The organism is Blautia sp. RTP21359st1_E11_RTP21359_211015, assembly GCF_040910705.1.
In the GTDB taxonomy this organism is placed as follows: domain Bacteria; phylum Bacillota; class Clostridia; order Lachnospirales; family Lachnospiraceae; genus Blautia_A; species Blautia_A fusiformis.
In genome coordinates this window covers 9133-22078 of the sequence record NZ_JBDGAB010000062.1, presented here as the reverse complement: position 1 = coordinate 22078, position 12946 = coordinate 9133, and the positions used below count along the sequence as shown (strand labels likewise).

At 41.7% G+C, this 12946-nt stretch carries 15 protein-coding genes and 3 pseudogenes; 6 read left to right on the top strand and 12 right to left on the bottom strand.

Going from position 1 to position 12946, the window contains the following annotated elements:
• The 4 genes from AB5026_RS16295 to AB5026_RS16280 form a co-directional block, all read left to right on the top strand.
• A partial coding sequence (locus AB5026_RS16295; RefSeq protein ID WP_368213852.1) for a LysR family transcriptional regulator occupies nucleotides 1-554 on the top strand: 554 nt, incomplete at its 5' end.
• The gene (locus AB5026_RS16290) at nucleotides 547-1620 is read left to right on the top strand and encodes a histidine phosphatase family protein (protein ID WP_161209219.1); all 1074 of its coding nucleotides are present in this window, start codon (nucleotides 547-549) and stop codon (nucleotides 1618-1620) included. The genes AB5026_RS16295 and AB5026_RS16290, both read left to right, overlap by 8 nt.
• 31 nt (nucleotides 1621-1651) lie before the next feature.
• Complete coding sequence (locus AB5026_RS16285; protein WP_092071085.1) at nucleotides 1652-2677, top strand: XdhC family protein; 1026 nt, start codon at nucleotides 1652-1654, stop codon at nucleotides 2675-2677.
• On the top strand, nucleotides 2674-3537 hold the full coding sequence (locus tag AB5026_RS16280; protein ID WP_092071089.1) for a TylF/MycF/NovP-related O-methyltransferase: 864 nt from the start codon (nucleotides 2674-2676) through the stop codon (nucleotides 3535-3537). Before AB5026_RS16285 ends, AB5026_RS16280 begins: the two co-directional genes overlap by 4 nt.
• 47 nt (nucleotides 3538-3584) lie before the next feature.
• Here the strand turns inward: AB5026_RS16280 and AB5026_RS16275 are convergent.
• The 6 genes and pseudogenes from AB5026_RS16275 to AB5026_RS16250 form a co-directional block, all read right to left on the bottom strand.
• Nucleotides 3585-3659, bottom strand: a pseudogene (locus AB5026_RS16275) (2-deoxy-D-gluconate 3-dehydrogenase); the annotation flags it as partial.
• 3 nt (nucleotides 3660-3662) lie between these two features.
• A pseudogene (locus tag AB5026_RS16270) lies at nucleotides 3663-4142 on the bottom strand (molybdenum cofactor guanylyltransferase); the annotation flags it as partial.
• Nucleotides 4143-4149: 7 nt separating this feature from the next.
• Entirely contained in the window at nucleotides 4150-4638 is a 489-nt protein-coding gene (locus AB5026_RS16265; protein ID WP_021976150.1) for a molybdenum cofactor biosynthesis protein B, read from the bottom strand.
• Nucleotides 4639-4644: 6 nt separating this feature from the next.
• Complete coding sequence (gene moaA, locus AB5026_RS16260; RefSeq protein ID WP_118609148.1) at nucleotides 4645-5619, bottom strand: GTP 3',8-cyclase MoaA; 975 nt, start codon at nucleotides 5617-5619, stop codon at nucleotides 4645-4647.
• 1 nt (nucleotide 5620) lies between these two features.
• Nucleotides 5621-5770 (bottom strand): annotated as a pseudogene (locus AB5026_RS16255) (cyclic pyranopterin monophosphate synthase MoaC); the annotation flags it as partial.
• On the bottom strand, nucleotides 5721-6212 hold the full coding sequence (locus AB5026_RS16250; RefSeq protein ID WP_368213849.1) for an MOSC domain-containing protein: 492 nt from the start codon (nucleotides 6210-6212) through the stop codon (nucleotides 5721-5723). The pseudogene AB5026_RS16255 and the gene AB5026_RS16250, both read right to left, overlap by 50 nt.
• A gap of 222 nt (nucleotides 6213-6434) precedes the next feature.
• On the opposite strand from AB5026_RS16250, the gene fdhD reads away from it, so the two are divergent.
• Entirely contained in the window at nucleotides 6435-7133 is a 699-nt protein-coding gene (gene fdhD, locus AB5026_RS16245; RefSeq protein WP_368213847.1) for a formate dehydrogenase accessory sulfurtransferase FdhD, read from the top strand.
• A 117-nt stretch (nucleotides 7134-7250) separates the two neighbouring features.
• On the opposite strand, the gene AB5026_RS16240 is transcribed toward fdhD, so the two are convergent.
• Both AB5026_RS16240 and AB5026_RS16235 read right to left on the bottom strand, forming a co-directional pair.
• On the bottom strand, nucleotides 7251-8249 hold the full coding sequence (locus tag AB5026_RS16240; protein ID WP_291543180.1) for a molybdopterin molybdotransferase MoeA: 999 nt from the start codon (nucleotides 8247-8249) through the stop codon (nucleotides 7251-7253).
• A gap of 58 nt (nucleotides 8250-8307) precedes the next feature.
• Nucleotides 8308-9333: a molybdopterin-binding protein gene (locus tag AB5026_RS16235; protein ID WP_021650138.1), complete on the bottom strand. Its 1026-nt coding sequence runs from the start codon at nucleotides 9331-9333 to the stop codon at nucleotides 8308-8310.
• A 108-nt stretch (nucleotides 9334-9441) separates the two neighbouring features.
• Here AB5026_RS16235 and AB5026_RS16230 point away from each other — a divergent pair, with 108 nt between their 5' ends.
• Entirely contained in the window at nucleotides 9442-9693 is a 252-nt protein-coding gene (locus AB5026_RS16230; protein WP_368213845.1) for a helix-turn-helix domain-containing protein, read from the top strand.
• 59 nt (nucleotides 9694-9752) lie between these two features.
• Here the strand turns inward: AB5026_RS16230 and AB5026_RS16225 are convergent, their stop codons facing one another.
• The 4 genes from AB5026_RS16225 to AB5026_RS16210 form a co-directional block, all read right to left on the bottom strand.
• On the bottom strand, nucleotides 9753-11009 hold the full coding sequence (locus tag AB5026_RS16225) for an RNA-guided endonuclease TnpB family protein (protein WP_015526510.1): 1257 nt from the start codon (nucleotides 11007-11009) through the stop codon (nucleotides 9753-9755).
• 17 nt (nucleotides 11010-11026) lie between these two features.
• Entirely contained in the window at nucleotides 11027-11443 is a 417-nt protein-coding gene (tnpA, locus tag AB5026_RS16220; RefSeq protein ID WP_110103580.1) for an IS200/IS605 family transposase, read from the bottom strand.
• Between the two features lie 215 nt (nucleotides 11444-11658).
• On the bottom strand, nucleotides 11659-12231 hold the full coding sequence (locus tag AB5026_RS16215) for a CDP-alcohol phosphatidyltransferase family protein (protein WP_368213843.1): 573 nt from the start codon (nucleotides 12229-12231) through the stop codon (nucleotides 11659-11661).
• Nucleotides 12221-12946, bottom strand: a 726-nt coding sequence (locus tag AB5026_RS16210; protein ID WP_368213842.1) for an FUSC family protein, incomplete at its 5' end; no start/stop codon positions are given. The genes AB5026_RS16210 and AB5026_RS16215, both read right to left, overlap by 11 nt.

The following is a 12946-nucleotide window of genomic DNA, read 5'->3' as shown; positions in this document are numbered from 1 at the left end:
TCTGTAACGGAACTCCAGGTCATCCGATCCTGATTCGTTCCTCATTAATTGAGTCCATTTTAAGCAATGATGGAAACACTGGTCTGAAGGGTGCTGTAGAACATTGTGGAACTCCCATGTATTGTTTAAATGTAGAAGATCTTGGAATCATTCATGATGCGGATACACCAGAGGATTATGCAGAACTTCTTCGTGCACACAATCAAAGTCTGATCCGTTCAGAGATTCAGATTCAGCTGGCACGGGAAAAGGTCTTCTTTGATGAACAGCTTTATTCGCTGCTTACACTGATTCATGAAACAGGATCTGTTCGTGATGCCTGCGAACGCATGCACATTTCCTACTCCACCAGCTGGAATCTGATCCATACATTAGAATCTCAGCTTCATGAACCGCTGATTATTCGAAGTCAGGGCGGTGTAAAGGGCAGTCACAGTGAGCTGACACCATACGGAGAAGAATTTTTGAAGCGATATGCCCGTTTTTCAGAGGAAACACGTACCTGTTCCGAAGCAATATTTGAAAAGTGTTTCAGAGGATTTTTCAATGCGTAATCTTTATCTTATTCGACACGGAAAACCACAATATCCAGATGAACATTCTTACTGTATCGGTCAGACTGATTTTTCTTTATCTATGCTTGGACATCTGCAGTCAGTCCTTCTTCACGGAGAACTGGATGATAAAATAACTGCTGTTTACTGCAGTCCTTTGTCAAGAGCTATGGAAACGGCTGCACATATCACACCTGATCTTCCACATATCACTATCTCAGATTTAACAGAACGAAATCTGGGAGAATGGGATGGTCTTTCATTTGATGAGATACGCAAAAGATGGCCGGACATATATGAAGCACGTGGAATGAATCCTGATTACCCGATTCCAGGAGCAGAAACTCCTTTCGCATCTGGCATGCGTTTTTCGCAGGCAATTTATGAGATTCTTCGTTCTTCTGAGGGTGATATTGCGATTGTTGCTCATACAGATGTAATTTCTTCTTATCTGTATTTGCTTGATTCAAAACAGCATGCCAGACAGTATTTTCGTCTTCCATGTGGTTCCTATTATCATCTGAACGCAGACGATAACGATCATGTTGCCTTATCTGATTCGACTTACCTGCTGCCTCATCCTGACTTGCATGACGAACTATGCCGGATGCTTCGCGATTCGGTGTCTCTTCCTCATCATGTACAAGCGCACAGTGATGCAGTGACTGAATTGGCTTGCCATTTCTGCGATCTGCTGGAATCTCATGGTTACTTTTTTAATAAAAAACTGATTCGCTCCGGAGCACTCCTTCACGATATTGCCAGACTTCAAAAACATCACACCAAAACAGGTGGTGATCTTTTCTTACAATTAGGCTATACTGAAATCAGTCAGATTATTTCACAACATCATGGTTTACAGAAGACACTTCTGAATGAAGCGGCTATCGTCTTTTTATCAGATAAACTGATTCAGGAAACCGAACGTGTAACCATCGAAAAACGATTTGCGGACAGTCTGTGTAAGTGTAACAGTCCCGAAGCTTTGAAATCTCATGAACGACAGCTTAAACAGGCTCTTGATCTGCAAAATATGATACAGACCATCTGTCACATGACGATATGACTTATAGAAAATTACAGGAGTTGTTTTATATATGAGAACTTTATTTCAGATCATACAACAAGAATTTCAAAAAGAAAACGACCTTGTGCTTGCATCCATCGTTGCTTCCTCAGGATCAACGCCAAGAGGTGCCGGTTCCCGTATGTTGGTTGGAAAAAAAGGCCGAGTTGCCGGAACCATAGGCGGAGGTTCTGTCGAATATCGTGCAGAGCTTATGGCGCTTGATATTCTTGAAAAGAAAGAATCCTGTGAACATGAATTCCGGTTGAATCGCAAAGATGTTGAGAATATCGGTATGATTTGTGGTGGTGATGTTACCGTATTTTTCCAGTATCTGGACCATAATGACCCTATTATTATGGAACTTGCAGTAACTGCTGAAACATTATATAAAGAACGAAAAGATTTCTGGCTGATCTGTGATCTTCATGCTACATCCGGTATGAGTCTTTACAGTGCATCCTATGGATTGACTGGAAATGCTGATGTTCCTTCTTCCATCTTATCTTCCTTATCTGCAAGACCATGCCGTCATCGCAATGAAACCTGTGACCTGTTTACAGAACAAATCGGTACATCCGGAACTGTCTATGTATTTGGAGGCGGGCATGTTTCACAAAAGCTGGTACCAATACTTGCAAGTGTTGACTTTCACTGCATCGTTCTGGATGACCGTCCGGAATTTACAGATCCTGCTCTTTTCCCGGATGCAGCGGAGACAATCCTTTGCGATTTTGATCATCTGGATCAGAGCATTTCTATCACAGATGCTGATTATTGCTGTGTCATGACACGAGGTCATGCCTATGATACGATTGTGCAGGCACAACTTCTTGCCACACCTGCATGCTATATCGGCGTCATTGGAAGTCTCGCCAAAAGAGCTGGTGTATTTCATCGTCTCGTAGAAGAGTATGGAATCGATGAGCGAGAATTAGACCGTATTATCACGCCTGTGGGACTTAATATTAAAGCAGAAACACCTGCTGAAATCGCAATATCTATCACAGGACAAATGATTCAGGTTCGAGCTGAAAGAAAGGCTGCTATGAAATGATGACAAAACATGTCTACAAAACTATTATATTCGGTGCCGGACAGATTGGGCAGATGACTGCCCGACTTCTTGGAAATTCCTATCAGATCATGTGCTTTGCCGATAATGATCCGCGCAAACATGGACAATTTATTGGTAATATCCCAATCTGTTCTCCATCAAAGGCCGCTGCTCTTCTTCCTGATCTGATTATTCTTGGTGTATTGGATGAAGAGCGGCGTGGTTCTATGATGCAGCAGATGGAGCACTTGGGCTATCACGGTTCATTTTGTGATCCTTCTGCACTTCGCATGTTCGATGCACGGGTTGCGGTTATGCGCCTTTTAGCCGAACAGATACATCAACAAAATATCCCTGGAGATGTGGCAGAACTTGGTGTTTTCCAGGGTGATTTTTCTTGCCTGATCAGTACGGCCTTTCCGGATCGAAAAATACATCTTTTTGATACTTTTGAAGGCTTTTCAGAAAAAGATATTGCCGTAGAAACCTCCAGGCATCTGTCTCGCGCTAAAACAGGTGACTTTTCTTCTACAGATGTAGACTCTGTTCTTCGCATCATGCCTGATCCATCACATGTGATCATCCATAAAGGATGGTTTCCGGATACTTTTTCCGATATTACCGATGAAACTTTCTGTTTCGTATCATTAGATGCAGATCTCTATGCTCCAACTGCTGCTGCATTACCTCTGTTTTATGAACGTCTGTCTATCGGCGGAGTTCTCCTGATCCATGACGTATACAGTACCCAGTTTTCCGGATGTAACAAAGCTGTAGACGAATTCTGCCTGAAACACCACCTGTTTGCAGATCCTGTATGCGATCTGCATGGAAGTGCTATTATCCGAAAAATCATTTAAAACCTAATCGAAAGCCTTTCATAATCCTATACGCCTTCTGTATTATGCTATTTTACGAGATACCCTTCATCCACCGGAATGATTGCTCCGTTGAGATAGTCGGATGCATCTGATGCCAGAAAATCTGTGATCTCTTTATAAAGTCTGGCATCATATACCGCTATCAGCGATTCTTCTTTTCCATTATGACACAGCATAGTCACCGGTTGGTCGGCTTTTTCCATTGCGAACTTCAACAGATTTTGAAGTTCTTCCACAGGTACCAGCGGCGTATCTACCCCCAGCACCAGGCATTTTTCTGTCTTTGCCCTTCGAAAACAGCTCTCCAGGCCGCCAAGTGGACCCTGACCGGAAATTCGATCCGGCACAATCTCTTCCCCTCACTGTGTTCCACGATATCCAGAAATTAAGATCTGTTTTGCTCCCAACTGACATCCTTTTCCGATCTGTATCTCCAAAAATGTCTGTCCATCTAAAAGCAGATCTGACTTCTCCCTTCCCATATGGCTGCTGGCACCACCTGCCAGGACTACCAGCGTAAAATCTGATGGCAATTGCTGTTCTGCCAACTGACCGTTTTCTAATTCAGATATATCAGTCTGCATTTTCCGATTATTTTCTGGCACAGTTCGTTGCCTCCCCGGTCAGGATCTGTAATCCATGTTCCAGCGCTGGAATAATATATTCCAGACTTTCTCTGACTGCTTTCGGGCTTCCCGGCAGATTCACGATCAGTGTTCCTTTTCGAATACCTGCTGCTGCACGACTGAGCATAGCTCTTGGTGTAATCGTCATACTATATGCTCTCATTGCTTCCGGAATCCCCGGCACTTCACGTTCTATAATATCCTTTGTTGCCTCCGGCATACAGTCTCTCGGCGAAAATCCGGTTCCACCCGTAGTTACAATCAGCTCTGCTATTCCCTCATCTGCTATACGAGCCATCTCATCTGCCAGCATCTTTCTGTCATCCGGCAAAAGAATGGTATGCACCACTTCGTAATCGTTCGCTTCCAAAATTTCCTGGATTACCGAGCCACTTTTATCTTCTCTCTCTCCTGCATATCCAGAATCACTGGATGTGATAATCGCAGCTTTCATAATTCCTTATCCTCCTATCTGGGACATTAATTTACATTCATCTGTCTCAATCTCTTCCGATGTAAAATGATGACTGACCGGTTTTTCCCATATTACTTTCTGTATTGCCTCTGTCAGTTCATCATCTGTGCATCCTGAACGCATCAAATTCTTCAAATCCGTTCCAGTCTGATATTGCAGACAGGCTTTTAAAAATCCTTCTGCTGTCATACGCACACGATTACACTGGTCGCAAAACTTATGCGTCATCGCACTGATAAATCCTATTTTACCCTGAAATTCTTCTATTTTATAATAATGACACGGTCCATTCCCATATCGTTCTTTTATTGGAGTCATTCTTCCATATGCTTTCTCTAATATTTCGCATATTTCACTTTCTCCCCGAAACTGAAAATCCTTTCCATATCCAATCGGCATCATTTCAATGAAACGAACATGAATCGGATATTGCTTTGCAAGTCTCGCTATCGATACCAGATTTTCCTGCTCTTCCACTACCGGCACACAATTAATCTTCAATCCAATCTGCGGATACTGTAATGCCGCCTGGATTCCCTCCAGCACCCGATCCAGACTTTCTCTCCTGGTTACCTTTGCAAACTCTGCTGCATTTAAAGTATCCAGACTGATATTTATATCATCAAGCCCCGCTTCTGCCAGATCTGCTATCTGTTCTTCGAGCAATACACCATTGGTCGTTAATGTCACTTTTTCGATGCCAGGAAGTTCTTTTAACATTCGAACCAGTGTGGCACAATTCTTTCTAATTAACGGTTCTCCTCCGGTCAGTTTGATCTTACGTATATCTAAACCAGTCATACATCTGCTGATTCTGGTAATCTCATCATAAGTCAGAATTTCTTCATGCGGGATCTGCACAACTCCATTTTCCGGCATACAATAGACGCACCTGAGATTACATCGATCTGTAATGGATATCCGCAGATAGTCAATCTCTCTTCCAAATCTATCCTTCATACTATTCTTTCGGGTTTCGATATAACCCGCTTTTTCCTCCGCTTTTTTCTACCAGATGAATGTCCGTCAGCTCCATGGACTTGTCAATTGCCTTACACATGTCATAAATTGTCAAAAGTGCCACATTCACACCAGTAAGCGCCTCCATCTGCCTCACCTGTTGCCTTCTCTATCACAATTTCATCGCCTTCTGTCAATACGCCACCATGAAGTACTCTGGTAAAGATACCTTCTCTTGGCATAATACAGTCACCCATAATTTTATAAATCTCACATCCACTATGACATTTTTTCCCGATCTGTGTCACTTCTAATAATACCTCTCCGCTGCGAAGTCTGGTGCCAACCGGCAATGCCTTCAGATCGTATCCACTTACAATCAGGTTTTCTCCAAATGCTCCGTCTTCGATCGGTGCTCCCTTTGCCTTGAATTCTTCTATTTTTTCATAAGAAAGAAGACTCACCTGGCGATGCCACTTGCCGGCATGGGCGTCCTTCTCGATTCCAAATTCTTCCATCAGTCTGGCACTATGTACATTCTTTTTCTGTGTACCTTTCTTCTCACTGATATTTACCGCCATAATCTTTCCCATTTTATTTCCTCCTTCATCCCTCAATTCACTCTTTCGAAATAAAGAGATGTCCGTTATACTAAATCTAGTATAACACATAGTAAACATGATAAAAGAATTGTTTTTTCAATTGGAGAAATTATGTATATTAACGAACAATAACAAAATCTGTCTCTGCTAGAGACAAAAACATATCAATATATCGGAAGAAATGGAGAATCCCGTACGGAACAAGAAGAAGTATTGAACAAACATATGATGGATGTCTATATAAATGATCATCTGACTATGAAACTTGTTTGCCTGCCCCAGCATCTGACTGAACTGGTTCTTGGAAGATTGCTGACAGAACAAATCATCACGTCTTCCGAAGATGTAGATCATATCTATATCTGTGAATATGGAAAACGTGCAAAAGTCTATTTAAAAAATTCGGCACACAGCACACAATCCTCATCGGATGCCTTTGTAGAAGTAACTCCTACCTGCTGTACCGGCAATCATATTTTAAATGATTACTTTGTTACATCCAAAGAGCCGCAGTCACTTACACCGATTTTCTGGAAACCAGAATGGATCTTTCATATGGCGGATGCCTTTGCGGATGGTTCTCCTCTCCATGGCATTACCTTTGCCACACATAGCTGCATTCTCGCTCAAAAAGATCACATTCTGTTTTCCTGCGAAGATATCGGACGGCACAATGCTTTGGATAAAGTGATCGGCTACGCTCTGCGGCACAATATTGACCTGCATCAATGTATGGTATATTCCAGCGGCAGAATACCTACTGATATGACTTTAAAGGTCATCCATGCAGGGATTCCAATTCTCTCCAGCAAGGCTTCTCCTACTTCTGAAGCAATTGATCTTGCAAAAAAATATCACCTGACCCTGATCTGTGCAGCCAGAAGGGATCGAATGAAAGTATTTACGAAATAATGTTTGACAACCGCATATTAAACCACCGGAACTGGATATTGAAAGCTTTTTCGCATTTTTCACGAAAGAATCACCGTATCATAGATTACCTCAACCTTGATACGGTGATTCTTTCATTTATTTTAATAACATCACATCTTTTTCATCTATCCCAATCCATATCTTATTTCCAGAAATATGCTTTTGGTACTGCTGCCATTGTTCTTTCGTCACATCTACGCGAATCCTGGCTTCTTCTTTCGTAGATACGATCAAGATATACGAAAACACGTCCTCAATCACTCTTTCCACTTTACATGGAAATACGTTTTTCGTTGTGCCATCTGCTTCCGGTAGTACCGGATGTATAAAGTGACTTCGCACTCCTACACTGCTGGCGTCTTCTTTTCCTGTGGTATCACACTGCAATGTAATTTCCCAGTCCAGAGCCATGACTTCGCCTGCTGCTGTCATAGCCTGCGGGCGATCCTCTATGGCTGCCACTTCCACCAGTTCTGCACCAAATTCTTTCATGCGAGCCGCCAGAAGTCCCTGATTACAATCATAAATCTTCCCCGGAATCAATCTTTTTCCGGGTGCCATTACTTCATCTCCGGTAGTCAGAACAGCTACTCTTACCCGACGATAAACCTTCACTTTTATGACTCCCATACTGGCCAGTATACCTGCTTCAATAAATCCGATTTTGTCACCCTTTTTCAAAAGAACCGTTCCATTTTTAAAATTCTCTCCCTGATAACAGTAATTCTGCCACTGTCCGGTCGGACGGAAGATTCTGACAGTCTCTTCTCCATAATCTGTATCCTCCTGACGGACACAGCAGTCACAGCCTTTCGGAATAGCTGCGCCTGTCATAATCCGAACCGCCTGCCCCTTTTCCACTGTGACTCTGGAATACTGCCCCGCATCAATCTCTTCCAATACCGTCAACTGTACCGGATGACTTTCTGATGCATCCGTTATATCCTCCGCTTTGCAGGCATAACCATCCACAGTTGATCTGTCAAACGGCGGGTTATCAAATCCTGCAATCATATCCTTTGCCAACACTCTTCCACATGCCTGCAAAAGTGGTACAGTTTCCGTTTCCTCTATTACTTTTGTATGTTCCAGCAGTGCTTCCAGTGCCTACTCTACCGTAAGCTTTTCCATGCTTATTCCTCCTGTCCTGCTCTTATACGCCCTTTCCAAAGCTGCAGTTCGGATAATGACATTCTTTGCAACCAAGACAGAATCCGCCATTTCCCATATGTGCCAGATCTTTTTTTGTCACTTCTATACCTGCGATAATACGTGGCAGAACAAGATCAAATACGGTGGCTTTTGCATACATCACACATCCCGGCAGTCCCATTACCGGTGTGCCATCTTCCAGATAGGATAACAGGAACATCGCTCCCGGAAGTACCGGAGCACCATAAGATACGATTCTCGCTCCTGTATTTTTGATCGCGCCCGGTGTCTTATCATCTGGATCCACGCTCATACCACCGGTACAGACAATCAGATCTGCCCCTTCTTCTTTTAATTTCATAATAGCGGCAGTGATTTTTTCCATATCATCATTGCACAGAATATGTCCGTGAATTTCAGCACCGTAAGATTTCATTTTTTCGATGATTACCGGTGTGAAAGTATCCTTAATTCTTCCATAAAATACTTCATTTCCGGTGGTTACAATTCCTACCTTCCGTTTCTTATAAGGTGCCAGCGATACCAGCGGTTTTTCTCCTGCTGTTTTCTTCACCAAATCCATTTTTTCTTTTGCAATCACCAGCGGAATCACACGGGTTCCTAAAAGACGGTCACCTTTTTTTACCGGGAAATTTGTATGACGGGTGGCAATCATAATCTCATCGATCTCATTAATAGCATCCAGCCTCGGCACATCCACCTGAAATACTCCGTCACAATCTGCAATCAACTCAATTTTTCCTTCTTTTACATCCGTTGGATGCATATTCTCATTGATGCACACATCACACAGAATCTGCGCTGCTTCATTTTCATGCAAAGTATTTTCATCCTTCTCCCACACATAAAGATGGTCTTTTCCCAGAGATAGCAAAACCGGAATATCTTCTTCCTGTACAATATGTCCTTTACGAAAGGCTGTATCTTTTACCACATCCTTCACAATTCTGGTAATATCATGGCACAGTACATGTCCTACCGCGTCCGTTGTTTTAATACACTTCATGACGTTCCCCTTTTACTTTCTGTCCAGAAAAGTTATAAATTTATATGGAGTAATTGTAACATATTGCCAAGAAAAACACAACTTTCATAAACACGGGAGTTTGACACATTGAAATCCAAAAAATACCGCAAAGCCTTGAACACGGGATGTAATTATTCTTCTACAGCGAATAAATATGGTTGCTCCTACGGACAAGTTTATGCATGGGTTAGAAAATATAAAGATAAAGGAATCGAAGGATTATATGATCGACGAGGTAAGAACAAAGCGATTTCTCAATTATCAGATATTGAGAAGTTGAAAGCTGAAAACCGACTAGTGAACTACTCGGCAACTGAGTTACCAGAGCATCTGAATTAAGGCGGGATACCGCCTTTTCAGGGTGCGTCCATGACACCACTACTGTTTGCTCTTTAGAGCTATACAGCTACTTTTATTATTTCTGGCGTTTTTAGTCCGGTTACGGACAGTTCCTTTTTCTCTCCGGATACGGAGAGATATTTTCTCAGGATGTTATATGCACCTACAGCATCTGCGTTATACTTCCGGTTTCTGTCCCTGTACAGTCCCCTTTGTTTTCGGTTGCATGGCTGTGCATATCTTTTTTCCACCTCTGGTGACAGCGGACTGCACTGGCTGGTATAGCTTTCTTCCTGTCTTACAAAACGGATCCCGTACATCTTAAGCTTATATTCCATCATGCTATAGAGCCTGTTATACGGCAGATTGTGGAACTTCTGGTTTGTTCTGTGTCCCAGGTCTTTTCCTTTCCGGATATTCCGGATATCCCCTGCCACAACACAGGTAATTCCCTGTTCACGGCAGTATTTTGCAAAGTATCTTGTGATCTTGTGCAAATAATCCGTTACCGAGTTCTGCTTTTTCTGATATAATCTGCGAATATGTTTTGATGTGACTGGATGTTTTATTTCCTTCACAGACTGCTGTCCATACCATTGTGCCTGCACCCTTGCAATCTCTTTATGAAAATATCTTTCCAATGCAAGATATCTTCTGCCCAGGATAAATGTATTCCCATTCCCGGAATCATAGCATGTCATAAGATTATGAAGTCCCAGATCAACTGACAGATAGTGTCCATTCTGCGAAAGTTCTTCCCTCTCTGAAATCTCATAAACAACAATAACTTTACATTCACCTTTTTCCGGTGGGTAGATCCGCAACTGTTTGATCTGATCCATGCCCCTGAAAATCTTATTTTCAAGATAAAGAAAGTTCTCATGGATCTGATACGTTTCTTCCATATATCTTTTTAATGCTTTTGGAAGGGACAGACGGACTTTTTCTGTGTCCCATTCATGTACAATTCCCATCTGCATATAGGTAATGGGGATACTTTCCTGTTTAAACCGCGGTGGTCTGGGATTCTCAATCCCTCCGGATCTTTTCAAGGCGTAAAAAGATTTCCATGCTTTATCCAGCAGCTTGCAGACTTCCTGGGCTGTCTGAGATGGAAGCTGTTTATACCACAGATCCTCTCTATGGGATTTTTTCTGATAATACCAGTCCGGGTATTTCTCCATTCCCATTTCTTTGTAATGCTGACGTTCGTAATTACAGACATTCCAGAGCTTGGATGCCGCATAACACATATGTCCGATGACGTTTGCATATTCCTGACTGACCTTTATGGATGTTTTCTTTGACAGCAGCATTTCCCACCTCTATGATCTCAATAAACTTTACTCTGATGCTCAATATATCTGCGGATGTTTTCTTCCGACACAGACCCGACCGTTTCCACATAATAGGAATGGTTCCACAGCTCTCCTTTCCAAAGCTGTTCTCTTATTTCCGGAAAACGTTCGAATAATTTCCTGCCGGTGATCCCTTTCAGATATTTCACGATCGCAGTTATGGATAATTTGGGAGGAGCAGACACAAAACAGTGCACATGGTCTCCTTCCCCGCATTCAAACAAATGGACGGTAAAACCTTTATCCGCTGCGATCTCCTGCACCAGCTCCTGAAGATATGCTTCAATCTCCGCATTCAATATCTTCCGCCAGTATTTCACTGACCATACCATATGGTAATTAATATTGCACACACAAGTGCGGTAATGTATAAGATTCTCCTTCATACATATAGTATAGCATAGTATTAAGAATATCACAATAAAATGCCGAACATATTTTCTTTTTTAATAAAGCTGGATACAGCATTTTTTAGTAAAAAAATAAATATATTTTACTTATAATGTGCAGATATGCACAGTTTACGCTTTCATCTCGGCAATTGAATTACCGAGGATTCCCGCTTATCTTCCTAAATATTTTTCTAGTCATTGTAATATAAAATTGCTTATACAGTCTCTTCCTTAAGAGTCCTGGTATTCTGGATAATATACAGAGCGACCGATATGACCATCATTATAGCGCACAAACCAATCAACAGATCTGATACCATCGGTGTAATGTGGAACCATATAATATGCACCGCTGCAGTTCCATATAATAAAAAGGTTACTATCTTTCCATGCCAGTCTGCACCATGTACTTTTCCTGTCTTTCGTATCACAAGACATCCACTGACTACCATATACAGCTCCTTACCTGCCATTATTACGATTAAAAGAAGCACATGCGGAAAACGAGTAAACAGACAGATTAACATCTCTGCCTGTGTCAGCTTATCAGCCACCGGATCAAGTATTTTTCCTAAATTACTAATCCTATGGAATCTTCTTGCGATATATCCATCAGCAAGATCCGTAAGACCAGACAGCAATAAGATTTCACCAGCTAACAGAGGATTTTTCTTTACACAATAACTCCATATAATTACCGGAATCAGACAAAGCCGAAAAAAAGAAAGAAGATTAGGAACCGTAATAATTCTATTCAAATTTTCTTCCTGATTCACTTCACTCTGCATGTACGGTCATCTCACTTTTCTTTTTTTTAGACATAAACCAATAAAATATAACACAAAATGCTAAAGCAAACACAACACCAAAAACATTTTGAATCACTCTAAGACTAACCGCTCCTTGTAGTCCATAAGTCTCTGCAGCAATGGCTAAAGCACCAAATGTGTTAAATACTGCCTGCCAGCCATATTGTGCTGAAAATCCTACACCGATTCCACCAAGAATTCCTATATATGCATAGATTGACGAAGGAAGCAGAAAATATAATACTGTAAAACATATAACACCTGCAATATTTCCGACAATCCTTTTACGGACTCTGTAGTGCATATCTTCCATAAACGGCAAAATCGCGGACATGGCCGCAATACCAGCCCACATTGCACGTGGCATATTACAAAGTTCTGCAATGCAAAGGACAATCGGTACGCATAAAATCTGACATATCTGCCATTTTGTTCTGGAAGAAGTGATATCAAATTCTTGTATCAGATCTTTCAGATTTCTTTTATAAGTTCTGTTTTTATGATTTCGATAAAATACGAAGCAGGTAAGTGCTGCACCTAAAGCCATTCCGACTAATCGCATCTGATAGCTTTTTCCCGTAACATCATAACCATATAGCAGCAGATACCCAAGAACCAATGTAGATTGATTAAACATGAATGGATTATGGCATCCGAACAGAATCAACACAGCCAGTGCCGCAATATTTAACAG